Genomic DNA, 24,880 nt, shown 5'->3' on the forward strand with positions numbered 1-24,880 from the left:
CCGCGCTCAGATGCCGTCGCCGGCATTGAGCGCCTCGTCGCGCTCCGCCGTCCGCCGGGCGGCGGCGCGACGCGAGGCGTTGCGGCGATAATCGGTATAGAGGCCGCGCGCCAGCGGGCGCAGGACCGCGTCGGCGAGGCCGAGCGCGACGCCAGTGGCGGAGCTCGCGCCAAGGACGACGGCGCCGAGTCCGACGCACAACCCGCTGAACAGTGCGGGCGCGAGCCGGAGCTTCAGATTGGACCTCACCTGCGGCCAGCTGGAGACCGGTTGCGCCGGCTGTTCCGCCGTCTCGCCGGCGTCGGGCGCGGCCTTGGGGTCGATCAGGCCGAACGCCACGGTCTCGTTGGTGATGCGGTCGATCAGGATGAAGCCGCCGAGATCCCGGTTGTCTCGATAATCGCCGAGGATCATCGGACGATCGAAACGCAGCGTGGCGAGGCCGATCTCGTTCAGGCCGAGCGGACGCGCCTGCGCCGCGTCGAAAGTGTGAATATCGACCAGGTGGTGAATTCTGGCGATGGTGGCGTTGGCGGTGCGCGCGCCGAGCTTCAAGATGTAGGACGCGCCCGGATGCATGTCGGTTTCCGCCGTCCACAGCAGCCGCGCCTGCGACTGCGAGGCGATCTCCGGCTGCCGCCCTGCGGCCGCGAGCACGTCGCCACGCGAGACGTCGATCTCGTCGGCGAGCGTGAGGGTCACGGATTGCCCGGCGATGGCGATGTCGAGATCGCCGTCCTGCGTCACGATGCGCTGCACGCGGCTGGTGCGGCCAGAGGGGAGCGAGGCGACTTCATCGCCAACCTTGACCGCGCCGCTCGCCACCCAGCCGGAAAAGCCGCGGAAATCGAGGTTCGGCCGGTTGACCCATTGCACCGGGAAGCGGAAGGGCGCCTCGCCCGGCTCGTCGCCGGCGGTCTCGACATTTTCGAGGAAGCGCAGCAAAGGCTCGCCCTGGAACCAGGGCGTGCGTTCGGAAAAAGCGGCGATGTTGTCGCCGTTCAGCGCCGAGATCGGCAGCGGCGCGATGGTGCGGAAATTCAGGTCGCGCGCCATCTCGCGATAGGCTGCGACGATCTCGTTGAAGCGCGCTTCGCTGTAATCGACGAGGTCCATCTTGTTGATGGCCAGCGCCACGTCGCGCACGCCGAGCATCGAGACGATGAAGGAATGGCGCCGCGTCTGCGGCAAGATGCCCTTGCGCGCGTCGATGAGAATGATGGCGAGATCGGCGGTGGAGGCGCCGGTCGCCATGTTGCGGGTATATTGCTCGTGGCCGGGGGTGTCGGCGACGATGAAACTGCGCTTGTCGGTCTTGAAATAGCGATAGGCGACGTCGATGGTGATGCCCTGCTCGCGCTCGGCGGAGAGGCCGTCCACCAGCAGGGCGAAATCGAGATTGCCGCCCTGGGTGCCGAATTTCCTGGAATCGCGGTCGAGCGCGGCGAGCTGGTCGTCCGCGATCATCCGCGAATCATAGAGCATGCGGCCGATGAGGGTCGATTTGCCGTCATCGACCGAGCCGCAGGTGATGAAGCGCAGCAGCGCCTTGTCCTGCACGCTGTCCGCCGCCGCCGGGGCGGGCGCGCCGGCGGGCTCTTTGATGCGGTCTGTTTCCGCCAGAGCGTAAGCCATCAGAAATAGCCTTCCTGCTTTTTCTGCTCCATCGAGGCGGAGCCGTCATGGTCGATGATGCGGCCCTCGCGTTCGGAGGTCTTCGAATTGCGCATTTCCGCGATGATTTCAGGCAAGGTCGAGGCCGTGCTCTCGACGGCGCCGGTGAGCGGATAGCAGCCGAGCGTCCGGAAGCGCACGCTCAGGTTTTCCACCTGCTCGCCCGGGCGGAGCGTCATGCGGTCGTCGTCGCGCATGATGAGCGAGCCGTCGCGGCGCACCACGGGGCGCGGCTTGGCGAAATAGAGCGGCACGACGGGGATGTTTTCCTTGGCGATATAGTCCCACACGTCGGCTTCGGTCCAATTGGACAGCGGGAAGACGCGGAAGCTTTCGCCGGGGCGCTTGCGGGTGTTATAGAGCCGCCAGGGCTCCGGGCGCTGGTTCTTCGGGTCCCAGCGATGCTCCGCCGAGCGCAGGGAAAAAATGCGCTCCTTGGCGCGGGATTTCTCCTCGTCGCGCCGAGCGCCGCCGAAGGCCGCGTCAAAGCCGTATTTGTCCAGCGCCTGCTTGAGCGCCTGTGTCTTCATCACGTCGGTATGCAGGCGCGAGCCGGACGCGAATGGGCCGACCCCCGCCTTCACGCCGTCCTCATTGATGTGGACCAGCAGCTCCAGCCCCAGATCCTTCACGCGCTGGTCGCGGAATTCGATCATCTCGCGGAACTTCCAGGTCGTGTCGACATGGAGCAGCGGGAAGGGCGGCTTGGAGGGATAGAAGGCTTTCATCGCCAGATGCAGCAGGACCGCCGAATCCTTGCCGATGGAATAGAGGAAGACAGGCTTTTCGCATTCCGCCGCGACTTCGCGGAAGATGTGAATGGCTTCGGCTTCGAGCTTTTGCAGGTGGGTGAGCTGGATCATGGCTTGGTCAATTCCTCGGCCAATTCCTTTGTGCGCTGCAAACGGCCGTCCTCGGCGACATGCAGGCCGCATTCCTTCTTGTCTTCGCTTTCCCACCACCAGCGGCCGGCGCGCTCCGGCTCGCCGGGCTGGATGGCGCGCGTGCAGGGCGCGCAGCCGATGGAAACAAAGCCTTTTTCGTGCAGCGCGTTGACCGGGACGCCATTGGCTTCACAAAAGGCCACGACGTCGTCGCGCGAAAAATCGAGCAGCGGGCTCGCCTTGATGAGGTTGCGCGCCGCGTCATATTCGACATAGCGAAGCCCGGCGCGGTGGTCCGACTGGTCGCCGCGCAGGCCGACGATCCAGCCCTGCGCCTTGGCGAGGGCGCGGCCGAGCGGCTCGACCTTGCGCACATTGCAGCAGGCCTTGCGCATGGCGAGGCCATAATAGAAGCCATTGATTCCCTGATCGGCGACCAGCGCCTGCACCGCTTCGGCGTTCGGGTAATAGGCCTTGATGCGGAAGCCGTATTTCTCTTCCGTCTTCGCCCAGAGGTCATAGGTTTCGGGAAACATCCGGCCAGTGTCGAGCGTGGCGAATTCGACGTCGAGATCCTGCCCCCGGATCGCATCGGTCAGCGCCTGATCCTCGATGCCGAGGCTGGTGGTGAAGACGATGCGTCCGCTGAGCGCGTCGCGCAGCAGGCGCAGCCGCGCGGGGAGATCGGCCCTGGCGAAGGCGTCGTTGAGTTCATCGGCGAGGGCGCGAAGGTCTTCAGACATTTTTCGCTCCCGTAAGGTTCTTTTCGAGCGTCCGCGCGCGGCGGAGTTCGAGAATGCTCTCGCCCAGGCCGTTCTCATGCTGATAGGCGAGGGTGATGCGATCGCGTGCGGCGAGCCATTGCTCGACCGGCTGGCGCGCGGCGTTGGCGTCCGGGATCTCGACCTCGTCGAAGCCGCAGGCCAGCGCCTGCGGGAACTGGTCCGAGAACAACGGCCCGGAGGCGCGCAACACGCCGATAAAGCCGCGTTCGCGCAATTGCCGGGCGAGCGAAAAGCCGCGGCCGTCGGTGGCGCTGGGGAAGCGGATCGCGATCAGCGCGAGCTTGCCGAAATAAGGCTCCAGCTCCGCCGTCCGGACGTTGTTCTCGACCAGCACGCCGAGCGGCGCGCCGCCTTGCGCCGCAAGTTGGGCTTCGAGCGCGGCCAGGGGAACGAGCGGCGCCTTGCCGGCGATTTTCTTGCCGTTCTCCAGCTGGGCAAAGGAATCGTCCTTCCGGCCGTGGCGATCAAGCAACAGCATCGGCGATCTCCTTGAACGCCGCCTTGAACGGCGCGAGGCCGAGACGGCGATAGGCCTCGATGAAGCTCTCGCCCGGCTCGCGCCGCGCGAGATAGACCGCGACGACGCGGTCGACGGCTTCCGGGACCAGTTCGGCGGGCAGGCCGGGGCCAAGCAATTCGCCAAGCGCGTAATTCTCGCCCGGATCGCCGCCAATGGTGATCTGGTAGGATTCCGCGCCCTTCTTCTCCAGCCCCAGAATGCCGATATTGCCGACATGGTGATGGCCGCAGGCGTTGATGCAGCCGGAGATCTTGATGCTGAAATCGCCGATCTCCTTCTGCTTCGCGGGATCGGCGAAATGCTCCGCCAGAGCCTGCGCGACCGGGATCGAGCGGGCGGTGGCGAGCGCGCAATAATCGAGGCCGGGGCAGGCCAGAATATCGGTGAGGAGGCCGACATTCGGCGTGCCGAGGCCTTCCGCGCGCAGCACGGCGAAGATTTCGGGCACGTCGTCGAGACGCACATGCGGCAGGACGATGTTCTGCGCATGCGAGACGCGCGCCTCGTCGAAGGAATATTTCTCCGCGAGATCGGCGATGACGCGCATCTGATGCGAGGTCGCGTCGCCCGGCGCCTGGCCGACGGGCTTGAGCGAAATCGTCAGCGCCGTATAGCCGCGCTGCTTGTGGCGGAAGAGATTGTGCTCGACGAAATGCGCCAGCTCTTCGTCGCTGGCCTGAGCCTGTTCCAGCTTGCGCGAGACGTCGGGCAGGCTTTCATAGGCGGGCGGCGCGAAAAAAGCGGCGATGCGCGCAAATTCCTGAGCATCGACGTCGGTGCGCCCGGAATCGATGGCGGCGAATTCCGCCTCGACCTTGGCGCGGATGGCGTCGATCCCGATCTCGTGGACGAGGATCTTGATGCGCGCCTTGTATTTGTTGTCGCGGCGGCCTTCGAGATTATAGACGCGCAGCACGGCTTCCAGATAGCTGAGCAGCTTCTCGCGCGGCAGGAACTCGCGCAGAATCCTGCCGACCATGGGCGTGCGGCCAAGGCCGCCGCCGACCAGAATCTGATAGCCGACCTGCTGCGTCGTGGGGTCGCGCAAGATGCGCACGCCGACGTCGTGGGACTTCAGCACGGCGCGATCCTGCGCCGCGCCGGTCACGGCGATCTTGAACTTGCGGCCCAGCCATTCGAATTCGGGGTGCAGGCTCGACCATTGCCGCAGCAATTCGGCGACTGGGCGCGGGTCTTCGAGCTCGTCATGGGCGACGCCGGAGAAATGGTCCGCTGTGACATTGCGGATGCAATTGCCCGAGCTCTGGATGCAATGCATCTCGACATCGGCGAGCAGGCCGAGGATGGCCGGAACGTCCTTCAGTTTCGGCCAGTTGAACTGGAGATTCTGCCGCGTGGTGAAATGGCCGTAGCCGCGGTCGTAGACATCGGCGATATGGGCGAGCTGGCGCAACTGCCGCGCGTGCAGGGTGCCATAGGGAACGGCGATGCGCAGCATATAGGCGTGCAATTGCAGATAGAGCCCGTTCTTCAGGCGCAGCGGGCGGAATTCCTCCTCGGTCAGCGCGCCGGCAACGCGGCGCTCGACCTGACTGGCGAATTGGGCCACGCGTTCGCGCACCAGGCGCTCGTCGAATTCGTCATAGCGATACATCGGTCAACCTCGCCGCCCTGGGCGTTTGAATTGTCGCTTGGGCCGCGACGCGTCGCGGCCCTCATCCTTCGCCATTTTCGCCTCTGCGCCGCGAAGTCTCGCCTTTCGGATCGGGCGAGGCGGGGCGTCAGTAATTGAAATCCGCCTGCTTGCCGAGATCGCGCCGCACGCTCGGGCCGAGCATGCGCAGAACCTCGCGGTAATGGCGGGGTAGCGGAAGGCCGCCGTCGCCGACCTGCACATCGACCAGATAGGGATCGACGACCCTGGATTGGCGCAATTCCGTCGCGCCGAAAGCCTCGAGAGCCTGCGCGGCGCCTTCGTCGCTGGCGACCAGGGCCTGACGGGGGTCGCGCGTCCAGCCGCCGGCGACGGCGTAAACCACGTCGCCTTCCAGCAGATCGTTGGCGACAAGGATCACCGGCAGGGGAGGTCGCTTCACGGCGGCCATTTGTCTTCCTCATTTTGCTTCGGACGCGCGAAAAAATTGCTTTCACGCTGCTTGGGAGAGAATAATTCGGAGCGAATGACGTTTCAATGAGGAGAAAAAGAAAAAAATATCGAATTTTGTCAGTTTTGGAGATGAAAATATCTGTTTCAGTAGATTCATAGGTTCAAAAAGGAAAAAATTTACTGCTCTTGCCTGAAACCGCAGCCGCGGTCCGAGTCCCGCGCATTTCGCCATTCAGGCGCGGGCCGAGCCATGGTAGGAGGATTGCCGAGAAGAAAGGCGGGAGCTCCATGCGTTCGAGTGGAAAAACTCTGGTCACCGGCGCCACAGGCTTTGTCGGCGCGGCGGTCGCCCGCGCGCTGATCGCGCGCGGCGAGCGCGTCGTCCTGCTGGCGCGCAAGGATTCGCCGCGCGGCAATGTCGAGGGACTCGACGCCGAAGTGGTCATCGGCGATCTGCGCGACGCCGTCTCGCTGCGGCCGGCCCTGCAGGGCGTCGACAAGCTCTATCACGTCGCCGCCGATTATCGGATCTGGGCGCCAGACCCCAGGGAAATCATCGAGGCCAATCGCGTCGGCGCCGGCAATGTCATGTCGGAGGCCTTGCGCGCCGGCGTGAGCCGCATCGTCTATTGCTCGTCGGTGGCGACGCTCAAGCTGAACCTCGAGGGTCGCCCGGTCGACGAAACCTCTCCCGCCGCGCCGGAACAGGCGATCGGGGCCTACAAGAAGAGCAAGACCGTTGCCGAGCGGCTGGTCGAGAAACTGATCGCGGAGCAGGGCCTGCCCGCCGTCATCGTCAATCCCTCGACGCCGATCGGCCCGCGCGACATCAAGCCGACGCCGACGGGCCGCATCATCGTCGAGGCCGCCAGCGGCAAGATGCCGGGCTATATCGATACAGGCCTCAATCTCGTCCATGTGGACGATGTCGCCGCCGGCCATCTCGCCGCGATGGACAGGGGCCGCATCGGCGAGCGTTATATTCTCGGCGGGCAGGACGCGCCGCTGGGCCAGATGCTCGGCGAGATCGCCGCTCTGGTGGGGCGCCAGCCGCCCCGGCTGAAAGTGCCGCGCCGGCCCCTGTTCCCGCTGGCTTACGCCGCCGAGGCCATGGCGCAGATCACGCGAAAAGAGCCCTTCATCACCGCCGACGCCTTGCGGATGGCGAAATATCGCATGTATTTTTCTTCCGCCAAGGCGGAGCGCGAACTCGGCTATCGGGCGCGGCCCTATGCGCAGGCTCTGGCCGACGCGGTGGAATGGTTCCGCGAAAAGGGCATGATCGCGTGAGCGTCTCTGACGTTCAGATCTGGCTCGGCCTGTTGGTTTTGACGATCTGGCTGGTTCTGGTCTTTGCGCGCGGAAATTTCTGGCGCTGCCTCGATCGTGACGATCTCGACGATCCGCCGGCGCCCGGCCAATGGCCCGGCGTGGTCGCCGTCGTCCCGGCGCGCGACGAGGCTTCGGTCATCGCGGCAAGCCTCGGATCGCTGCTGGCGCAGAATTATCCGGGCGAATTTCACATCGTTCTGGTGGACGACCAGAGCGCCGACGGCACGGCCCGAATTGCGCGCGAATGCGCCGCCGGCGCCGGGCGTGCGGAACGGCTTGCCATCGTCTCTGGCGCGCCGCTGCCGCAGGGCTGGACCGGAAAAGTCTGGGCCATGGCGCAAGGCGTTCGACAGGCGCGCGAATCCTTCGTGCCGCGCTACATCCTGTTCACCGACGCCGATATCGCGCATCGCCCGGACAATCTGCGCGTGGTGGTCGCGCGGGCGGAGGCCGGCGGTTATGCGATGGTGTCCCTGATGGCGACGTGGCGCTGCCAGAGCGCCGCCGAGAAATGGATGATCCCGGCCTTCACCTATTTTTTTCAGATGCTCTACCCCTTCCGCTGGGTCTCGGACGCGCGGAAAAAGGACGCTGGCGCCGCCGGCAATTGCATGCTGGCCCGGGCCGATCTGCTCGAAAAGGCTGGCGGAATCGAGTCCATCGCCAACGCCCTGATCGACGATTGCGCGCTTGGCGCCCGGATGAAAAGCGTCGGGCCGATCTGGCTTGGCCTGTCGCAGCGGCTGCGATCGCTGCGGCCCTATCCGCGCTTTGCCGATATCCGCAAGATGGTTTCCCGTTCGGCTTATGCGCAATTGCGCTTCTCGCCGCTCTGGCTTGCTGGCGCGGTTCTGGGCCTCGCGCTCACTTTTTTCGCGCCTGTCGCGCTCGCCGTTTCCGCGCCGGGCGCCGCGGGCCTGTGCGGGATTGCGGCTTTTGTGCTGATGAGCGTGAGTTTCGCGCCGATCCAGCGTTTTTACGGTCTGCCGCGCTGGCGCGCGCTGACTTTGCCGCTTATCGCCGCGCTTTATATGGTCTATACGCTCGATTCAGCCCTGCAATATTGGCGCGGGCGCGGCGGCATGTGGAAAGGCCGCGCGCAGGCGCATGTAGTGCATCCAGCGCGCGAGGCGCGGAATACCATCGAGACGGAGACGTCATGAGCGCCGCCGACAGCGCCGCCAAATCCGCGCCGGTCACGGCGGAAAGCCTGCGTTCGGGCAAAAGCGGCGGCGACGAAAATTTCCCCGTCGCCTCGCTGCTGATCGCCGCGCCTTTACGTCCGGTCATCCTCGCCTTTTACGATTTCGTGCGTGCGGGCGACGACGTCGCCGACCATCCGACCTTGCCTCCCGAAACCAAGCGCGCGCTGCTCGACCAGCTTGACCGGAGTCTGATCGGCGAAAGCGACGCGGAGCCCTTGGGCGTAATGTTGCGCGGAAGGCTCGCGGAACGCGGCCTGACCGACCGTCACGCCCGCGATCTGCTCGACGCCTTCCGCCGCGACATTGACAAGAACCGCTATGAGAGTTGGGACGAGCTGATCGATTATTGCCGTCTGTCGGCCATGCCTGTCGGGCGCTTCCTGCTCGACGTCCATGGCGAAAGCCGCGACCTCTGGCCCGCCTCCGACGCTGTCTGCGCCGCCTTGCAGATCAATAATCATCTGCAGGACTGCGCCAAGGACTACCGCGCCATCGACCGCGTCTATGTCCCGCGCGACGCGCTGGCGGCGGCGGGGGCGCGGGTCGAGGATCTTGCAGCCGAAAAGGCGACGCCCGCCCTGCGCAAGTGCCTCCGCGATCTTGCGATCAGGAACCGCGCGCTGCTTGCTGAGGGCGGCCGGCTGCCGCGCGAGATCAAGGATTTCCGCCTGAGCATGGAGATCGCCGTGGTCGTGCGCCACGCCTTCGAAATCGCCGATCTGCTGATCGCGCGCGATCCGCTGAGCGAAAATGTGAAGCTGGGCAAGGGCCAGATGCTGGCCGGCTCTCTCATCGCGGCGGCGATCGAGGCTTTTTCCCATCTTGCGGGGCGGAGGGCCTGATGACCGCTGTGATCGACGAGGCGGCGAACGACGCGCGGCAGCGCGCGCGCAAAAGTTCGTTCTACCGGGCCATGGCGATCCTGCCGCGCGAAAAGCGCGACGCCATGTTCGAGATCTATTCCTTCTGCCGCGCGGTGGACGACATCGCGGACGAGGGCGGCGACAAACCGACCAAAAAGGCAGGCCTTGAATCGTGGCGTCGCGCCATTGACGCGCTTTACGACGGCGGCCACGCCGGCCTCGCCGAGGGGCTGGTCACGCCTTTGCGCGCGTTCAGTTTCGCGCGCGAGGATTTCCTCGCCGTGATCGACGGCATGGAAATGGACGTCGACTCCGACATTGTCGCGCCGGACGCCGCGACGCTCGATCTCTATTGCGACCGTGTGGCGAGCGCGGTGGGGCGGCTTTCGGTGCGGGTGTTCGGCCTGCCAGAGGGCGAGGGAATAGCGCTCGCCCATCATCTCGGCCGCGCCCTTCAGCTCACCAATATTCTGCGTGACATCGACGAGGACGCCGCGATCGGGCGCCTGTATTTGCCGCGCGAAAATCTTGCCGCCGCCGGGATCACGGATCCGACCCCTGAAAAAGTCGCGGCGATGGACGATCTCGACGCCGTCTGCCTGCCGTTGCTGCAACAGGCGAAACAGCATTTCGAGAAGGCCGACGCGATCATGGCCGCGCAGCCGCGTGAAATGATCCGCGCGCCGAAAATCATGAGCCTCGCTTATGGCGCGATCTGGCGGAAGCTGGCGGCGCGGGGGTTCGCGAGGCCGCGCAATCCGATCAAGACGCCGAAACTGGCGCTGGCGGTCGCGATCCTCCGTTATGGGTTTTTCTGATCATGGCGCGGGTTCACATCATCGGGGCGGGCCTCGCCGGCCTTTCGGCGGCAGTTGAACTCGTCGCCGGCGCGGAAATTTCGCTTTACGAGGCCGCGCCGCAGGCGGGCGGGCGCTGCCGCTCCTATTTCGATTCCAGCCTGAACATGACCATCGACAACGGCAATCACCTGTTGCTGTCGGGCAATGCGTCAGCTCTGGCCTATGCGAAAAAGATCGGCGGCGCGGCCAAGCTCGCCGGGCCGGACGAAGCGACGTTCGATTTCTGCGACCTCGCGCGCAACCAGCGCTGGACGCTGCGGCCCAACGCCGGAAAATTGCCGTGGTGGATTCTCGTGCCCGACCGCCGCGTGCCGAATACGGCGGGCCTGGATTATCTCGCTCTGGTCAAGCTGCTGTTCGCCAAGCCGGACCAGCTTCTGCGCCCCGTGCTGGGAACGGGCGAGATCGCCCGGAATCTTTGGGATCCACTCTTCATCTCGGCGCTCAATACCGATCCCGCCGAGGCCTCGGCGGCGCTGGCAGGGGCCATCGTGCGCGAGACTTTCGCCGAAGGCGGCGACGCCTGCCGGCCTTTGGTGGCGGTTGAGGGCCTGTCCGCCGCCTTCATCGACCCGGCGCTTGATTTTTTGCGCGCGCGTGGCGCCGACATTCGCTTCGGCGCCAAATTGCGCGCGATCACATTCGAGGGCGACCGGGCGACGGCGCTCGATTTCGGCGAGGACGTCGTGACGCTGGCGCCGGGAGACAGGATCGTGCTCGCGGCGACGGCGCCTGTCGCGGCGGGATTGCTGCCCGGCCTGAAGGCGCCGACCGAATTCCGCGCCATCGTCAACGCCCATTTCGCTTATCCGGCGCCGAAGGGCCTGCCGCTGCTGACCGGGGTGATCGGCGGGGCGAGCGAATGGCTGTTCGGTTTTTCCGACCGCCTGTCGGTGACCATCAGCGCCGCCGAACGGTTTCTGGCGACGCCGCGCGAGGAATTGGCCGAGACGATCTGGGCCGAGGTCCAGGCCGTGGCGGGCTTTTCGGCGTCCTTGCCGGCCTGGCAGATCATCAAGGAAAAGCGCGCCACTTTCGCCGCCACGCCGCAACAGGACGCGCTCCGTCCCGGCGCCGGGACGCAATGGCGCAATCTCGCGCTCGCCGGCGACTGGACCCAGACCGGCCTGCCCGCGACCATCGAGGGGGCGATCCGCTCGGGCGTTGCGGCGGCGCGCCTATGCGTCGATCGGTCGTTTTCTACCTCGTCAGCGCCTGGTCAATGACCCACTGGACCGGGTCTGGCTCGAAGTTTCTGCTCTTCCACTCGTAAAAAGTCTTGACCGGGTTGAAGGCCGCGTTTGCCGTGGCGATCATCGGAGCGATATTCGGGTGCTGGGAGCAGAATTTCTTCACAAGCCTGTAATTCTCCGGCATGCGAAGGAAATCCTCGGGCTTGCTCAATGTGGCGGACAAATTCGAAAAGCCCGCATGGTCTGCGCGCAAGTTGGTTCCGCCCGCCTCGGATGTGTAAATATTCGTTACCAGGACGGCGAAATACTCCTCTTCGTCGCCATAGCCGCTCATCGGCCCCGTCAAGGGTTTTTGATTGAAGTCCCTGCCCGTGAAACGGGCCGAGTGAACAAGTTCGTGCAGCAATATCTCGTCCGGTTTTGATCCGGGTCCGCTCGCGCATGAACCGGTCATCCACGTATCGGGAGAGTAATGCACGGTCGCCCGTCCCGGCAGAGTGAAAAATCCGGCCCTCATTTCGGGCCAATCCTCTCCGGGTTGGTTTCCGGTTGCGTTGCACGCGCCGAATTGTTTCGCGTCCTGAGTATTCCAGGGCACGATTTCAACGCCGCCATGTGCGATGATTTTACGAAAAATGGCGCGAGGAACAGCGAATGTGGAAAGCAGCAATAGGATGTTGCTTAACTTAAACTCGTAAAGGCGCTGATCGACATTGTTGAGACCGTCGCCGTCAATGACGATACCGAGATGAGGAAATTCCATACTCATGTTTTCCTCCCGACTTTTTCAGGCCTGTTGCGCCCGGCCTGGCGGTTTGCCGCCAAAGGAAAGAAGCGACGTCGGCGGCTTGCCATAAGCGCGCTTGCTAAAAGGCGCCTTCGGTGGTCGCGCTCGCACCTTTTGTTGCTCGCGTGGCGCCGGACGCTTTTCATGGCGCGTTTCTGAAAATTGCCGCACGATTTAAACCGCGCATCACATAAAAGGTTCGGCGCCATCGAATCCGGGGGCGTCGTTGCTGGCACGGTTACTGCTTGATTGTATTCCGGCGCCGTCGACCGTCGATGCTTTGAGCGATCGTCTCCCGTTTTAGAGTTGACTCAGAGTTTTCTTGGCCTAAGCGGATAGACTCTTGACGCTTCCAAAGGGCCGGCGGGTCCAGGGGCGCGTTTTTGTGGGCGCCCTTGTCGGCGCGGCATGTCTCAGGGGGGCAGGCAGGTGAGCATTTCGCGGGCTTATGACCAAGCGCCGGCGCTCGCGGCGCGGCGCGGCCGCGGCGAGCCCGTCCGTCCGCGCATCGCCATCGTCGTCGGCATGAAGTCGGAGGCGCGGATCGCCGCCTCCAGCGCGGACCTGACGATCATCGGCGGCGGCTCGGCGGCGCAGGTCGAGAATGGCCTCGCCCGCGCCCATCATCGCGCCAGAGCGGATGGCAAGCCGCTGCATGGCGTGCTGAGCTTCGGCATTGCGGGCGCGCTGGCGCCGCATCTGCGCCCCGGCGATGTTCTGCTGCCGCACGCCGTCCATGCGGGCGGCAAGGCCTATGCCTGCCACGCGGGCTGGACTGGCCAGTTGTCGCGTCATTTGCCGCACGCGCATAGCGGAGCGCTGCTCGGCGTCGATCAGCCGATCCTGACCCCGGAGCACAAGCGTCGTCTGCACGGCGCCCATGGCGCGCTGGCGGTAGATATGGAATCGCATGGCGCCGCGCGTTTCGCGGCCATGAACGGCCTGCCTTTCGCGGCATTGCGCGCGATCGCCGATCCGCAGGGACGGGCGATTCCCCCCGCGGCCATGGCGGGATTCAAGCCCGATGGAACGGCGGATGTCTGGGCGGTTCTCGCCGCGCTCGCGCTCAGCCCGGGCCAGCTCGGCGGTCTGATCCGCACGGCCTTCGACGCCCGGGCCGGAATGGCCGCCTTACTCGGCAGCCGCCGTGCGCTGGGGAGCTTTTTCGGCTTCGATGATCTCGTTTAGCTGCTGGCCGACCTGCGCCGTATAGGCGTATTCGGCCGGGCGCTGCTTGTCGAGCGGGATGTCCGGCGCGAAGGGGCCTTCGGTATTCACGCCGAACAGCGCGACCTTGAGCGCCGCGAAGGGGTTCTTCACCGCATGGGTGACGGCGCTCGGCTCGAAGCCGCAATGCACCATGCAATCGGCGCATTTTTCATAATTGCCGACGCCATAGGAATCCCAGTCCGTTGTCTCCATCAGCTCCTTGAAGGTCTTGGCGTAGCCTTCGTTGAGCAGATAGCAGGGACGCTGCCAGCCAAACACCGTGCGCAGCGGATTGCCCCACGGCGTGCAGTGATAGGTCTGGTTGCCGGCGAGGAAGTCGAGGAACAGCGACGATTGGAAGAAGGCCCATTTGCGGCCCTTGTCCCCGCGCCGGAAGATCGCGCGGAACAATTCCTTGGTCTTGTTGCGGTTCAGGAAGTGGTCCTGATCGGGGGCGCGCTCATAGGCGTAGCCCGGCGAGACGGTGGCGCTGTCCACGCCCATGCCCTTGAGCGTGTCGAGGAAGCCGGCGACGCGCTCGGGATCGGCGTCGTTGAACAGCGTGCAATTGATGGTGACCCGGAAGCCCTTGGCGCGTGCGGCCTTGATCGCTTGCACCGCGCGGTCGTAAACGCCGCTCTGGCAGACGGATTTGTCGTGCATCTCGCGGTCGCCGTCGAGATGGACCGAGAAATTGAACGCCTGCGAGGGCTGGAACTCGTTCATTTTCTTTTCGAGCAGCAGGGCGTTGGTGCAGAGCGTGACGAATTTGCCCCGATCCAGCGCGCCGCGCACGATCTTGCCGATTTCCTTGTGCAGCAGCGGCTCGCCGCCGGCGATCACAACCACCGGCGCGCCGCATTCGTCGATCGCCTCCATGCAGTCTTCGTAGGGCAGGCGCTGGTTCAGGATCTTGTCGGGATAGTCGATCTTGCCGCAGCCGGCGCAGGCGAGATTGCAGCGGAACAGGGGCTCCAGCATCAGAACGAGGGGATAGCGCTTCCGTCCGAGCAGATGCTGCTTGAGGATATAGGCGCCGATCCGCGCCCCCTGAATCACCGGGATTCCCATTGCCGCTCCTCTGGCGTAGGCGCCCCTGCGCCCTTGAATTGTCAGCTTTCCAACGGACCAATAGGCCGAACTCGCCTTTCGTCGCAAGCAAAAACCGGACTGCTCCGAATGGCTTGGAGACGAATAATGCCCCGGGCTGGTTCCCTTTCCTTAAAAAATAAAGCAATTTCCGGGCGCCGGCGGCGGCGATCCAGCCCGAATCGCGTCGGCGCGGGAACGACATGACCGATACTGACGAGTTTCTTCATCCGGATGCCGAAGAGATCGGCATTGTCGCTCAAACCGTCGCCTTCTGCGCCGCTCACAAGTTCCTGGTGCTGGCCCTTTCGCTCATCGTGACCGTCCTTGCCGGGATGTATGCGGCGGACCGCTTCGCCATGAGCACCGACCTCAACAAGCTCATCAATCCCGATTTGCCCTGGCGCCAGCGCGAGATTGCGCTTGGGAAAGCCTTTCCCCAGCGCGAGAACATGCTGCTGGCTGTGCTCGACGGGCCCTCGCCGGAGCTGGCGACCAGGGGCGCGCTTGCGCTGGCCGAGGCGCTCAAGCCGCAGAAGCAGTTTTTCGCCGGCGTCACCAGCCTCGAGACCAGCGATTTCTTCCGCCGCAACGGCCTGCTGTTCCTCCCGGCGAAGGAGGTCGAGGCCAAGACGGACCAGTTGATCGAGGCGCAACCTTTTCTCGGGGCTCTGGCCAAGGACCCGACCCTGCGCGGATTTTCCGGCGCGCTCGGCCTGATGGCGCGCGGCGGAAAGGAAGCCGCCGGCCTCGCCAAGCCGCTCGAAAGCATCGCCGGCGCGGTCGAGGCGGCCAACGCCGGAAAGCCGAGCGATTTCTCGTGGTCGGCCTTGTTCTCGGGCGAACCGCCTTCGGCGCGCGACAAGCGGCGCTTCCTGATGGTCAAGCCGGTGATGGACTTTTCCGCGCTGGAGCCCGGCGCTGACGCTGCCGACGCCCTGCGCGCGACCGCGCAGCAGATCGGACTGACGCCGGAGACCGGCTACCGCCTGCGCCTGACCGGCGACGTGGCCTTGCAGGACGAGGAGTTCTCGACGCTGGCCGAGGGCGCCGCGCTCAACAACGGCCTTATGGTTCTGGCGGTTCTGTTCATCCTGTGGCGCGCGCTGCGCTGGGGGAGGCTGATCCTCGCCGTGATGATCAATCTTGTGATCGGCCTGGCCCTCACCGCCGCGCTTGGCCTGTGGATGGTCGGCTCGCTCAATCCGATTTCGGTCGCCTTCGCGGTGCTCTTCGTCGGCATCGGCGTCGATTTCGGCATCCAGTTCTCGGTGCGCTACCGCGAGGAGCGCTATCGCGACGATAATGTGCGGCGCGCCCTGAATTCATCGGGCGCAAAGGCCAGCCTGCCGCTGGCTCTGGCGGCGGCGACCACGGCGGCGGGCTTTTATTCCTTCATCCCCACCGATTATCGGGGCGTGTCGGAACTCGGCCTGATCGCTGGCGGCGGCATGATCATCGCCTTCCTGACCTCGATTACGGCGCTGCCGGCCTTGCTCGCGGCGCTGAAGCCGCCCTCCGAAACCAAGCCGGTCGGCTACGCCTTCCTCGCGCCGCTCGACGAATTCCAGATGAGCCATCGCAAGGGCATTATCGGCGCCGCTCTGGGTCTGGCGATCATTGGCTCGCCGTTGCTGGCCAAGGTGCGGTTCGATTACAACCCGCTCAATCTGCGCAGCGCGCAGACTGAATCGGTGGCGGCCCTGCTTGACCTGATGCAGGACCCGCACACGAGCCCCAATATCATCGAGGTTCTTGCGCCGTCGCTGGCCGCGGCGGACCAGCTTGCGGTCAAGCTTCGCGCTTTGCCGCTGGTCGAGGGCGTGACCAGCCTGTCGGATTTCGTGCCGGAGGACCAGACGCCCAAACTCGCGGCGATTGCAGAGGCGCGGGGCCTGCTCGGCCCGAGCCTCGATCCTGGCCGCCCGCGTCCGGCGTCGGACGCCGAAGACGTCCAGGCTCTGGCCGGCGCTGGCGCGGCTTTGCGCAAGGCGGCGGGCGACAGTCCGGAACTGGCGCCGCTCGCCCGCCTCGGCGCGGCGCTCGAACGTCTGAGCCAGGGGCCGGAGCCCGCCCGCGCGCTTGCGCGGGCGATGCTCATCGCGCCGATGCAGGCCTTGCTCGAAGACGTGCGCCTGACGCTTCAGGCGGGTCCGGTCACGATCGACAATCTGCCGCAGGAATTGCGCCGCGACTGGATCACGGCGGACGGGAGGGCGCGGCTTGAGATCGCGCCGCGCGGCGACAAGAATGATTATGACAAGATGCGCCCCTTCGTGAATCAGGTTCTGGCGGTCGCGCCCGACGCCTCCGGCGCGCCGGTCTCCATCCTCGCCTCGGGCGACACCGTCATTGGCGCCTTCATGGAGGCGGGCGCGCTGGCCCTGATCTCGATTTCCCTCCTGCTGTACCTCGCCTTGCGCCGGGTCGGCGACGTCGCCCTGACCCTTGCGCCGCTGCTGCTGGCGGGCGTCTACACCATGGAAATCTGCGCTCTGATCGGGTTGCGGCTGAATTTCGCCAATATCATCGCTCTACCGCTGCTGCTCGGCCTCGGCGTCGCCTTCAAGATCTATTATGTCATCGCCTGGCGCGCCGGTTCGGCCAAATTGCTGCGCACCGGGCTAACGCGGGCGATCTTCTTCAGCGCCATGACCACGGCCACGGCTTTCGGCAGCCTCTGGATGTCCAACCATCCCGGGACCTCGAGCATGGGCAAGCTGCTGGCCCTGTCGCTCGCCACCACGCTCTGCGCGGCGGTGCTGTTCCAGCCCGCCCTGATGGGCCCGCCGCGCCCGCGCGAGGAGAAAGTTCGGGAAGTCGTTGAGGAGGAAGTTGAGGAAGAGGCCAAGGAGGACGCCAGATGACCGCCGCTCCCGCCAAAATCGGCGTCCTGACCATTTCCGACCGCGCCAGCGCCGGGCTTTATGAGGATATTTCCGGCCCGGCCATCGCCGAATGGCTCGGCAAGGCCCTGTCCGTGCCATATGAACTGGACGTCCGGGTGATCCCCGACGGTTTCGAGCGCGTGCGCGACGAACTGATCGACATGGCCGACAGGGCGGGCTGCTGCCTTGTCCTGACTACGGGGGGCACCGGCCCGGCCCCGCGCGACCTGACGCCGGAGGCGACTTTGGCCGCCGCGCATCGCGAAATGCCGGGATTTGGCGAGCTGATGCGCATGAAAAGCCTGGAGCAGACGCCCACGGCCATTCTGTCGCGCCAGACGGCGGCCCATCGCGGCGCCTGCCTCTTCGTGAACCTGCCCGGCAGCCCGCGCTCCATCGATCTCTGCCTCAAGGCGGTCTTTCCGGCCATCCCCTATTGCGTCGAGCTGATCGGCGGCGCATGGCTGGACACGCATGAGGATTTTGTAAAGACAGTGCGGCCGATGAAAAAATAGGCTGAAGCGCTGCTTTTTCGCCCGTGGAATTTTTCATGGGGCGACTATGATAATCTGCGCCGGTCGCTAAAATTTATGCAACGCGGCCTTCGGGCGGCGTGGACTCGTGTACGGGTTGTTCAGGGGGTTTGATGCTGGGACCGACGCCGGGGAGCGCCTCGAACGCCAAGGCGAGGCGCCTGGTGGAGATGACGGCGGCCTATCGCCCGCTTGACGGCGCGCCCGATGAATTCATTGGCGCGGACGGATGTCCGCGCGGCCATTGGCTTGAATTCTTCGACAAGCTGGCGGGACTGGGCAGCGACGACATCGCCCGCCGCTTCGAGGCCATCGAGCGCAACATCCGCGAGCAGGGCGTGTCCTATCGCGCCTATGGCGAGACGGTGGACCGCACCTGGCCGCTCAGCCACATGCCGTTGTTGATCTCGGAACAGGACTGGGCGGTGATCGAAGCCGGCGTCATGCAGCGCGCCGAGGCCTTCGAAGGGCTGCTCGCCGATCTTTACGGCAAGGGCGAGCTGGTCTCCGAGGGCTTTCTGCCCGCCGCGGCGGTGACCGGAAGCGCCGACTTCCTGCATCCGATGGTCGGGATCAAGCCGCGCGGCGGCCGCTATCTCAGCCTATACGCCGCCGATCTCGGTCGCGGGCCCGACGGCCAGTGGTGGGTGCTCAACGACCGCACCCAGGCGCCCTCCGGCCTCGGCTACGCGCTGGAGAACCGCCTTAACCTGTCGCGCGCCTTCCAGACGATCTACCGCGACATGAACGTGCCCCGGCTGGCCCCCTTCTTCCAGGCCTTTCGCGCCGGGTTGGCGGAGCTCGCCAGCCGCTCGGAGCCGCGCATCTGCCTGCACACGCCCGGCCCTTACAGCGAAACCTATTACGAGCAGGCCTATCTCGCGCGCTATCTTGGCTTCGTTCTGGTCGAGGGCGCCGATCTCGTCGCGCGCGACGGCCTCGCCCATGTCCGCACCATAGCGGGCATGAAGCGCGCGGACGTGATCTGGCGCCGCATCGACGCCGATTTCGCGGATCCGCTGGAGCTGAAGGGCGGCTCCCAGCTCGGCGTGCCGGGTCTGGTCGAGACGATCCGTCAGGGCAATGTCGCGGTCGCCAACGCCCTCGGCGCCGGCGTCGCGGAAACCCCGGCGCTTCTGGGCTTCATGACCTCCATCGCCGGCCATCTGCTCGGCGAAAAACTGATCTTGCCGACCATCGCGACCTGGTGGTGCGGGCAGGAGGCGGAGCGCGAATATGTGCTCGACCGTCTCGAGGACATGGCCATCGCCCCGGCTTTCGGCGCCTCGACCTCCCGCGCCCTGCTCGGCCGCTCGGTCGTGGCGGGCGAACTGACGAAAGAACAGCGCGAGAAGCTCGCGAACGCGATCCGCGAGCGCGGCGCGGATTTCGTTGGCCAGGAGGTTGTTCGCCTCTCGACCACGCCGGTCTGGGTGGACAACAGGCTGGAGCCGCGTCCCTTTGTCCTGCGCGTCTATGCGGCCATGGGGCCCGACGGCAAGTTTCAGGTCATGCCCGGCGGTTTCTGCCGCATTTCCGACCGCGTGGATTCGCGCGCCCTCGCCATGGGGCAAGGGGTGCAGACCTCCGACGTCTGGATCGCGGGCACCCGCCCGGTCGAGCCAACCACCCTGCTGCCGCGCGGCGACACGGTTTCGATCCGCCGCATCATGGGCAATCTGCCGAGCCGCGCCGCCGACAACCTGTTCTGGCTCGGACGCTATATCGAGCGCGCCGAGGCGACCTTGCGCCTGATCCGCTGCCTGACGCGGCGGGCGATCGAGAACGAGGACATGTTCCAGGAAGGCGCCACCACCACGCAGCGCCTGCGCAAGTTGCTCAGCGACTGGGGCGCCGTCCCGGCCAAGCTGAAAGTCCCGCTGACGCCGCAGGGATTTCTCAACGCGGCCATGTTCAATGTCGACGAATATGGCTCGGCGGTGTCGCTGGCGCGCGCCTCGCAGCGCACGGCCTCGGTGATCCGCGAACGCCTGTCGAGCGACACCTGGCGCATTGTCGTCGATTTGAGCCAGAAGCTGGAGAATGGCCGCGTTCCGCTCGACGAGCCGGAAATCCTGGAGCTGACCGATGGCGCGCTGCAGGCCCTCGCCAGCATTTCCGGGCTGGCGCAGGAGAACATGAACCGGGTCGCGGGCTGGCGCTTTCTCGAAATCGGCCGCCGTCTCGAGCGCAGCGTCAACACCTGCCGCTTCATTCGCGCCTTCGGCATGGAGCAGGCCCGCGCCACCGATTTCGACGTTCTGCTCGACCTGATCGATTCGCAGATCACCTATCGCTCGCGCTATATTTCCGGCGTCGCGCCTTATCCAGTGCGCGACATGGCGCTGCTTGATCCCTTTAATCCGCGCTCCGTCGCCTTCCAGACCGAAAGGCTCGCCGAACATATCGCGACCCTGCCGGTGCTGAAGCTCGACGGCATGCTGGAGGCTCCCAATCGAATCGCGATCGAGGTCAACGCCGATCTCGCCACCAAGGTCGCCGCCTGCATCACAGCGGAATTCGTCATCTCGGTCGAGCGCCGGCTGATGGGGCTGGCCGACGCCGTCGCCGCGCGTTATTTCCTGCAGGGCGCCCATGCGGCGCAGGCGGAAAAACAGGTGGGCCTCGCATGATTTACGATATCCGCCACGTCACCACCTACAGCTATGAAACGCCGGTGGCCTTTTCGCTCTGCGCCCTGCGGCTGCGGCCGACCAGCCGTGCGGGCCAGCGCGTGATCGACGTCAAGATCGACATCGATCCGCCGGCCGCCAAGCGCATCCAGCGCGAATGTTTTTTTGGCAACAGCTTCGAGATCGTCCGGATCGAGGCGGAGCATCGCGAGCTTTCGGTCACGGCGCGGGCCCGGATCGCGGTGTCGCGGCCCGTCGCGCCGGCGACGACGCCAAGCTGGGAGGAAGTGCGCCAGCTCGCCTTCAGCGTCGAGGATCTTGGGCCGCAATCGCCGGCCCATTTTATCTACGCCAGCCGCGCCATCACGCTCGACGAGCCGGTCGTCGCCTATGCCCGCGAAAGTTTTCCGCCCGGACGCGAGATTCTGGACGGCGCCGTGAACCTGATGGAGCGGATCTGGGACGATTTCGATTACGATCCCAAGGCGACTCTGGTCTCGACCCCGCTCGGCGAGGCTTTCGAGAAGAAGCGCGGCGTCTGCCAGGACTTCGCCCATATCATGATCGCGGGCCTGCGCGGCATCGGGCTGCCGGCGCGCTATGTCAGCGGCTACCTGCGCACGGTGCCGCCGGCGGGGCAGGAGCGGCTCGAAGGCGCCGACGCCACCCACGCCTGGGTCGCGGTATGGTGCGGTCCGTTCGACGGCTGGGTCGGGCTCGATCCCACCAACAAGATCCTTGTCGGCGACGATCACATCATTCTCGCGGAAGGCCGCGACTATTCGGACATCTCGCCGATCGACGGCGTCATTCTCTCCTCCGGCGGGCAGGACGTCGATGTCGGCGTTGATGTCATCCCGGTCGCGTCGGAAAGCGTCCCCCTGACCTTCGGCTAATCGCGCCTGAAACGCTCCAGGCGCCTCTTTTTTGTGCGTGTCGCCCGTCGCACCGCCGAAAAGCCTGCAATTCGGACGTGACAGGCCCGCGCTCCCATCAGCATAAATGGAATAACTCGCCGCCAAGAAAGGCACTTGCCGCAATGGCCATCCTCGCGAAACTCCACCACGCCACCCGCTATTCCTATGACCGTCCCGTCACCTTGGGACCGCAGATCGTCCGGCTGCGGCCGGCGCCTCATTGCCGCACGCCGGTGCTGGCCTATTCGCTGAAAATCCAGCCGGAAAACCACTTCATCAACTGGCAGCAGGATCCGCACGGCAATTATCTGGCGCGGCTGGTCTTCCCGGAACCAACCGACGAATTCTCCATCACAGTCGACGTGCTCGCTGAAATGGCGGTCTATAACCCGTTCGACTTCTTCATCGAGGAATATGCGCAGACCGTTCCGTTCAAATATGCCGAGTCGCTGACCAAGGACATCTCCGCCTATATCGGCGCCGATCCGGCCGGTCCGCTGCTGCAGGCCTATCTCGACTCGATTCCGCGCAAGGAGACCCCCACGGTCGATTTCCTGGTCGCGCTGAACACGGCGCTGCAGCAGAAGATCAAATATCTCGTGCGCATGGAGCCCGGCGTCCAGACGCCGGAGGAGACCCTGCAGCTGGCCTCGGGCTCCTGCCGCGACACCGGCTGGCTGCTGGTCCAGATTCTGCGCCATCTCGGCTTCGCCGCGCGTTTCGTCTCGGGCTATCTCATCCAGCTCAAGCCGGATGTGAAATCGCTCGACGGCCCCTCGGGCACGGACCACGACTTCACCGACCTCCACGCCTGGGCCGAAGTCTATATTCCCGGCGCGGGCTGGGTCGGCCTCGATCCGACCTCCGGCCTGTTCGCGGGCGAGGGCCATCTGCCGCTCGCCGCCACGCCGCATTATTCCTCCGCCGCGCCGATCGAGGGCTATATCGCCGGCGACGCCCACGCGGATTTCGGCTTCGAGATGACCGTGGAGCGGATCGACGAGAAGCCGCGCGTCACCGCGCCCTTCTCCGACGAGGCCTGGGAGGCGCTGGACAAGCTGGGCAGGAAGGTCGACGTCGATCTCAACGCCCAGGACGTGCGCCTGACCATGGGCGGCGAGCCGACCTTCGTCTCGATCGACGATTACCAGTCGCCGGAATGGAACACCGAGGCCGTCGGCCCGACCAAGCGCAGCCTGGCCGACGATTTGACCCGCCGCCTGCGCGAGGCCTTCGCGCCCAACGGCTTCCTGCATTACGGCCAGGGCAAATGGTATCCCGGCGAGAGCCTGCCGCGCTGGACCTTCTCGATCTATTGGCGCAAGGACGGCCAGCCGATCTGGCGCAACCTCGATCTGATCGCGCGCGAGAAGCCCGCGGTCTGGGCGACGCCCGACCAGGCCCGGCAGATGTGCGAGACCATCGCCGCCAAGCTGGAGATCACCGAGGATTACATCATCCCGGCCTATGAGGATCCGGCGGAATGGGTGCTCAAGGAGGCGGAGCTGCCGGTCAATGTGACGCCGGGCGATTCCAAGCTCTCGGAACCAGAGGAACGCGCCCGCTACGCCCGCGTGTTCGATCAGGGCCTGAATGTGCCGACCGGCTTCGTCCTGCCGGTGCAACGCTGGAACGCCCAGACGCGCCAACGCTCGTGGATCAGCCAGAAATGGCCGCTGCGCCGCGGCGCCCTGTTCCTCAAGCCCGGCGATTCCCCGGTCGGCTTCCGCCTGCCGCTGGCCTCGCTGCCCTATATTCCTCAGAGCGCCTATCCCTTCGTCGTGGAACAGGATCCGACGGAATGGCGCCGCGCCTTGCCGTCCGCAGACGAAATCGCGCAGAAATACCGGCGCGGCAATTACGAGACCGACCGGCAGGTCCTCAACCAGCAGTTGGTGGGCTTCACCGCCGATGTCAGGACCGCCGTGGCGGTCGAGCCGCGCGACGGGCGCCTGCACATTTTCATGCCGCCGGTCAGCTATCTCGAAGATTACCTCGAACTGCTCGCTGCCGTTGAAGCCAGCGCCGCCGATCTCGGCATGCCAGTCCATATCGAGGGCTATCCGCCTCCGCTCGATTGGCGCTTGCAAGTCATTCGCGTCGCGCCGGACCCGGGCGTGATCGAGGTCAACGTCCATCCGTCCGACAATTGGAACGAACTGGCCGCGATCAGCCGCGAGCTTTATGACATGGCCCGCGAATGCCGGCTGGGAACAGAAAAATTCATGGTCGACGGGCGCCATGTCGGCACCGGCGGCGGCAATCATGTTGTCATCGGCGGCGCCACGCCCAATGATTCGCCCTTCCTGCGCCGTCCCGACCTGTTGAAGAGCCTCGTGGTCTATTGGCAGCGCCATCCGGCGCTGTCCTATCTGTTCTCCGGCCTTTTCATCGGCCCGACCTCGCAATCGCCGCGCGTGGACGAAGCGCGGCACGACTCGCTCTACGAATTGGAGATTGCGCTGGCCAATACGCCGCGGCCCGGCGAGGGCCAGTGCCCGCCGTGGCTGGTGGACCGCCTCTATCGCAACCTGCTCACCGACGTCACCGGCAACACCCATCGCGCGGAAATCTGCATCGACAAGCTCTATTCGCCGTCGGGTCCGACGGGGCGTCTGGGCCTGGTCGAATTCCGCTCGTTCGAAATGCCGCCGGATGCGCGGATGTCGCTGGCGCAGCAGCTTCTGTTGCGCGCCCTGGTCGCCTGGTTCTGGCGCGAGCCTCAGGAAGGCGAACTGGTCCGCTGGGGCACCAGCCTGCATGATCGCTTCATGCTGCCGCATTACGTCTGGCAGGATTTCCTCGACGTGCTCGACGACCTCCAGCGCGCGGGCTATGCGTTCGACCGCGAATGGTATCGCGCGCAGTTTGAATTCCGCTTCCCCTTCTATGGCCAGGTCGAGCATTCCGGCGTGAAGCTGGAAATCCGGCAGGCTCTGGAGCCCTGGCACGTCATGGGCGAAGAGGGCGCCATCGGCGGCACGGTGCGTTTCGTCGATTCCTCCGTCGAGCGCCTCCAGGTGCGCGTCGAGGGCTTCAACGAGGAGCGCCATATCGTCACCTGCAATGGCCGGCGCCTGCCGCTCGGCTCGACGGGCCGGCGCGGTGAGGCCGTCGCGGGCGTGCGCTTCAAGGCCTGGCAGCCTTATTCCGGCTACCACCCGACCATCTGGCCGCATACGCCGCTGACCTTCGACATCATCGACAAATGGAGCAAAAGGTCGCTGGGCGGCTGCGTCTATTACACGGCCCATCCCGGCGGCCGCAATTACGAGACCTTCCCGGTCAATTCCTATGAAGCGGAGGCGCGCCGCCTCGCCCGCTTTCAGGATCACGGCCATACGCCGGGCAAGGTCTGGCTGCCGTCGGCGGAAGTCACGGGCGACTTCCCGACCACGCTCGACCTGCGCCGTCCGGTCGGGGTTTAGGCGGCCGTTCAA

At 65.4% G+C, this 24,880-nt stretch carries 19 protein-coding genes; 11 read left to right on the plus strand and 8 right to left on the minus strand.

What is annotated here, in order from left to right; all coding sequences use genetic code 11:
* Positions 1-6 precede the first annotated feature (6 nt).
* The 6 genes from cysN to QM467_RS01990 all read right to left on the minus strand — a co-directional run bounded on the left by cysN (position 7) and on the right by QM467_RS01990 (position 5,929).
* On the minus strand, positions 7-1,635 hold the full coding sequence (gene cysN, locus QM467_RS01965) for a sulfate adenylyltransferase subunit CysN (RefSeq protein ID WP_283364596.1): 1,629 nt from the start codon (positions 1,633-1,635) through the stop codon (positions 7-9).
* Positions 1,635-2,537 carry a sulfate adenylyltransferase subunit CysD gene (cysD, locus tag QM467_RS01970; protein ID WP_283364597.1) on the minus strand — a complete coding sequence of 301 codons (903 nt, stop codon included), beginning with the start codon at positions 2,535-2,537 and terminating at the stop codon, positions 1,635-1,637. The genes cysN and cysD overlap by 1 nt, the downstream gene beginning before the upstream one ends.
* A complete protein-coding gene (locus QM467_RS01975; protein ID WP_283364598.1) occupies positions 2,534-3,301 on the minus strand; it encodes a phosphoadenylyl-sulfate reductase in 768 nt (255 codons plus the stop codon). The genes cysD and QM467_RS01975 overlap by 4 nt, the downstream gene beginning before the upstream one ends.
* Positions 3,294-3,821 (minus strand): DUF934 domain-containing protein, encoded by a 528-nt coding sequence (locus QM467_RS01980; protein ID WP_283364599.1) that lies wholly within the window; start codon positions 3,819-3,821, stop codon positions 3,294-3,296. The genes QM467_RS01975 and QM467_RS01980 overlap by 8 nt, the downstream gene beginning before the upstream one ends.
* Complete coding sequence (locus tag QM467_RS01985) at positions 3,808-5,478, minus strand: nitrite/sulfite reductase (RefSeq protein ID WP_283364600.1); 1,671 nt, start codon at positions 5,476-5,478, stop codon at positions 3,808-3,810. The genes QM467_RS01980 and QM467_RS01985 overlap by 14 nt, the downstream gene beginning before the upstream one ends.
* Before the next feature lie 127 nt (positions 5,479-5,605).
* Entirely contained in the window at positions 5,606-5,929 is a 324-nt protein-coding gene (locus tag QM467_RS01990) for a DUF2849 domain-containing protein (RefSeq protein WP_283364601.1), read from the minus strand.
* A gap of 290 nt (positions 5,930-6,219) precedes the next feature.
* Here QM467_RS01990 and hpnA point away from each other — a divergent pair, with 290 nt between their 5' ends.
* From hpnA to hpnE, 5 genes are read left to right on the plus strand one after another with little or no spacing between them, the layout of a single operon-like run.
* The gene (hpnA, locus tag QM467_RS01995; protein ID WP_283364602.1) at positions 6,220-7,221 is read left to right on the plus strand and encodes a hopanoid-associated sugar epimerase; all 1,002 of its coding nucleotides are present in this window, start codon (positions 6,220-6,222) and stop codon (positions 7,219-7,221) included.
* Entirely contained in the window at positions 7,218-8,426 is a 1,209-nt protein-coding gene (locus QM467_RS02000; protein ID WP_283364603.1) for a glycosyltransferase, read from the plus strand. Before hpnA ends, QM467_RS02000 begins: the two co-directional genes overlap by 4 nt.
* Positions 8,423-9,310, plus strand: coding sequence for a squalene synthase HpnC (gene hpnC, locus QM467_RS02005; protein ID WP_283364604.1), 888 nt, complete (start codon positions 8,423-8,425; stop codon positions 9,308-9,310). Before QM467_RS02000 ends, hpnC begins: the two co-directional genes overlap by 4 nt.
* Positions 9,310-10,149 (plus strand): presqualene diphosphate synthase HpnD, encoded by an 840-nt coding sequence (gene hpnD, locus QM467_RS02010; RefSeq protein WP_283364605.1) that lies wholly within the window; start codon positions 9,310-9,312, stop codon positions 10,147-10,149. The genes hpnC and hpnD overlap by 1 nt, the downstream gene beginning before the upstream one ends.
* Complete coding sequence (gene hpnE / locus QM467_RS02015) at positions 10,149-11,417, plus strand: hydroxysqualene dehydroxylase HpnE (RefSeq protein WP_283364743.1); 1,269 nt, start codon at positions 10,149-10,151, stop codon at positions 11,415-11,417. The genes hpnD and hpnE overlap by 1 nt, the downstream gene beginning before the upstream one ends.
* Here hpnE and QM467_RS02020 read toward each other — a convergent pair.
* The gene (locus QM467_RS02020) at positions 11,392-12,153 is read right to left on the minus strand and encodes a hypothetical protein (RefSeq protein WP_283364606.1); all 762 of its coding nucleotides are present in this window, start codon (positions 12,151-12,153) and stop codon (positions 11,392-11,394) included. The two genes, hpnE and QM467_RS02020, sit on opposite strands and share 26 nt — an antisense overlap.
* Before the next feature lie 447 nt (positions 12,154-12,600).
* Here QM467_RS02020 and QM467_RS02025 point away from each other — a divergent pair, with 447 nt between their 5' ends.
* Entirely contained in the window at positions 12,601-13,359 is a 759-nt protein-coding gene (locus QM467_RS02025) for a phosphorylase family protein (RefSeq protein WP_283364607.1), read from the plus strand.
* Here QM467_RS02025 and hpnH read toward each other — a convergent pair.
* Positions 13,303-14,451 carry an adenosyl-hopene transferase HpnH gene (hpnH, locus tag QM467_RS02030; RefSeq protein ID WP_283364608.1) on the minus strand — a complete coding sequence of 383 codons (1,149 nt, stop codon included), beginning with the start codon at positions 14,449-14,451 and terminating at the stop codon, positions 13,303-13,305. The two genes, QM467_RS02025 and hpnH, sit on opposite strands and share 57 nt — an antisense overlap.
* 221 nt (positions 14,452-14,672) lie before the next feature.
* Here hpnH and hpnN point away from each other — a divergent pair, with 221 nt between their 5' ends.
* The 5 genes from hpnN to QM467_RS02055 all read left to right on the plus strand — a co-directional run bounded on the left by hpnN (position 14,673) and on the right by QM467_RS02055 (position 24,868).
* A complete protein-coding gene (gene hpnN / locus QM467_RS02035; RefSeq protein WP_283364609.1) occupies positions 14,673-17,336 on the plus strand; it encodes a hopanoid transporter HpnN in 2,664 nt (887 codons plus the stop codon).
* Positions 17,333-17,872 carry a molybdopterin adenylyltransferase gene (gene mog / locus QM467_RS02040; protein ID WP_283364610.1) on the plus strand — a complete coding sequence of 180 codons (540 nt, stop codon included), beginning with the start codon at positions 17,333-17,335 and terminating at the stop codon, positions 17,870-17,872. Before hpnN ends, mog begins: the two co-directional genes overlap by 4 nt.
* Before the next feature lie 131 nt (positions 17,873-18,003).
* Positions 18,004-20,523 carry a circularly permuted type 2 ATP-grasp protein gene (locus QM467_RS02045; protein WP_283364611.1) on the plus strand — a complete coding sequence of 840 codons (2,520 nt, stop codon included), beginning with the start codon at positions 18,004-18,006 and terminating at the stop codon, positions 20,521-20,523.
* Positions 20,520-21,419, plus strand: coding sequence for a transglutaminase family protein (locus QM467_RS02050; protein ID WP_283364612.1), 900 nt, complete (start codon positions 20,520-20,522; stop codon positions 21,417-21,419). Before QM467_RS02045 ends, QM467_RS02050 begins: the two co-directional genes overlap by 4 nt.
* 143 nt (positions 21,420-21,562) lie before the next feature.
* Positions 21,563-24,868 (plus strand): transglutaminase family protein, encoded by a 3,306-nt coding sequence (locus QM467_RS02055; RefSeq protein ID WP_283364613.1) that lies wholly within the window; start codon positions 21,563-21,565, stop codon positions 24,866-24,868.
* Positions 24,869-24,880: the final 12 nt, after the last annotated feature.

Origin of the sequence: Rhodoblastus sp. 17X3 (assembly GCF_030056575.1) — a bacterium.
Taxonomy (GTDB): Bacteria; Pseudomonadota; Alphaproteobacteria; order Rhizobiales; family Beijerinckiaceae; genus Rhodoblastus.

Bases quoted from the DNA above. Each gene is read 5' to 3' on its own strand.
- cysD (WP_283364597.1), bottom strand. From the start codon at position 2,537: ATGATCCAGCTCACCCACCTGCAAAAGCTCGAAGCCGAAGCCATTCAC.
- cysN (WP_283364596.1), bottom strand. From the start codon at position 1,635: ATGGCTTACGCTCTGGCGGAAACAGACCGCATCAAAGAGCCCGCCGGC.
- QM467_RS02055 (WP_283364613.1), top strand. From the start codon at position 21,563: ATGGCCATCCTCGCGAAACTCCACCACGCCACCCGCTATTCCTATGAC.
- hpnN (WP_283364609.1), top strand. From the start codon at position 14,673: ATGACCGATACTGACGAGTTTCTTCATCCGGATGCCGAAGAGATCGGC.
- QM467_RS02020 (WP_283364606.1), bottom strand. From the start codon at position 12,153: ATGAGTATGGAATTTCCTCATCTCGGTATCGTCATTGACGGCGACGGT.
- QM467_RS01975 (WP_283364598.1), bottom strand. From the start codon at position 3,301: ATGTCTGAAGACCTTCGCGCCCTCGCCGATGAACTCAACGACGCCTTC.
- QM467_RS02050 (WP_283364612.1), top strand. From the start codon at position 20,520: ATGATTTACGATATCCGCCACGTCACCACCTACAGCTATGAAACGCCG.
- QM467_RS01985 (WP_283364600.1), bottom strand. From the start codon at position 5,478: ATGTATCGCTATGACGAATTCGACGAGCGCCTGGTGCGCGAACGCGTG.
- mog (WP_283364610.1), top strand. From the start codon at position 17,333: ATGACCGCCGCTCCCGCCAAAATCGGCGTCCTGACCATTTCCGACCGC.
- hpnD (WP_283364605.1), top strand. From the start codon at position 9,310: ATGACCGCTGTGATCGACGAGGCGGCGAACGACGCGCGGCAGCGCGCG.
- hpnH (WP_283364608.1), bottom strand. From the start codon at position 14,451: ATGGGAATCCCGGTGATTCAGGGGGCGCGGATCGGCGCCTATATCCTC.
- hpnC (WP_283364604.1), top strand. From the start codon at position 8,423: ATGAGCGCCGCCGACAGCGCCGCCAAATCCGCGCCGGTCACGGCGGAA.
- QM467_RS02045 (WP_283364611.1), top strand. From the start codon at position 18,004: ATGCTGGGACCGACGCCGGGGAGCGCCTCGAACGCCAAGGCGAGGCGC.
- QM467_RS01980 (WP_283364599.1), bottom strand. From the start codon at position 3,821: ATGCTGTTGCTTGATCGCCACGGCCGGAAGGACGATTCCTTTGCCCAG.
- QM467_RS01990 (WP_283364601.1), bottom strand. From the start codon at position 5,929: ATGGCCGCCGTGAAGCGACCTCCCCTGCCGGTGATCCTTGTCGCCAAC.
- hpnA (WP_283364602.1), top strand. From the start codon at position 6,220: ATGCGTTCGAGTGGAAAAACTCTGGTCACCGGCGCCACAGGCTTTGTC.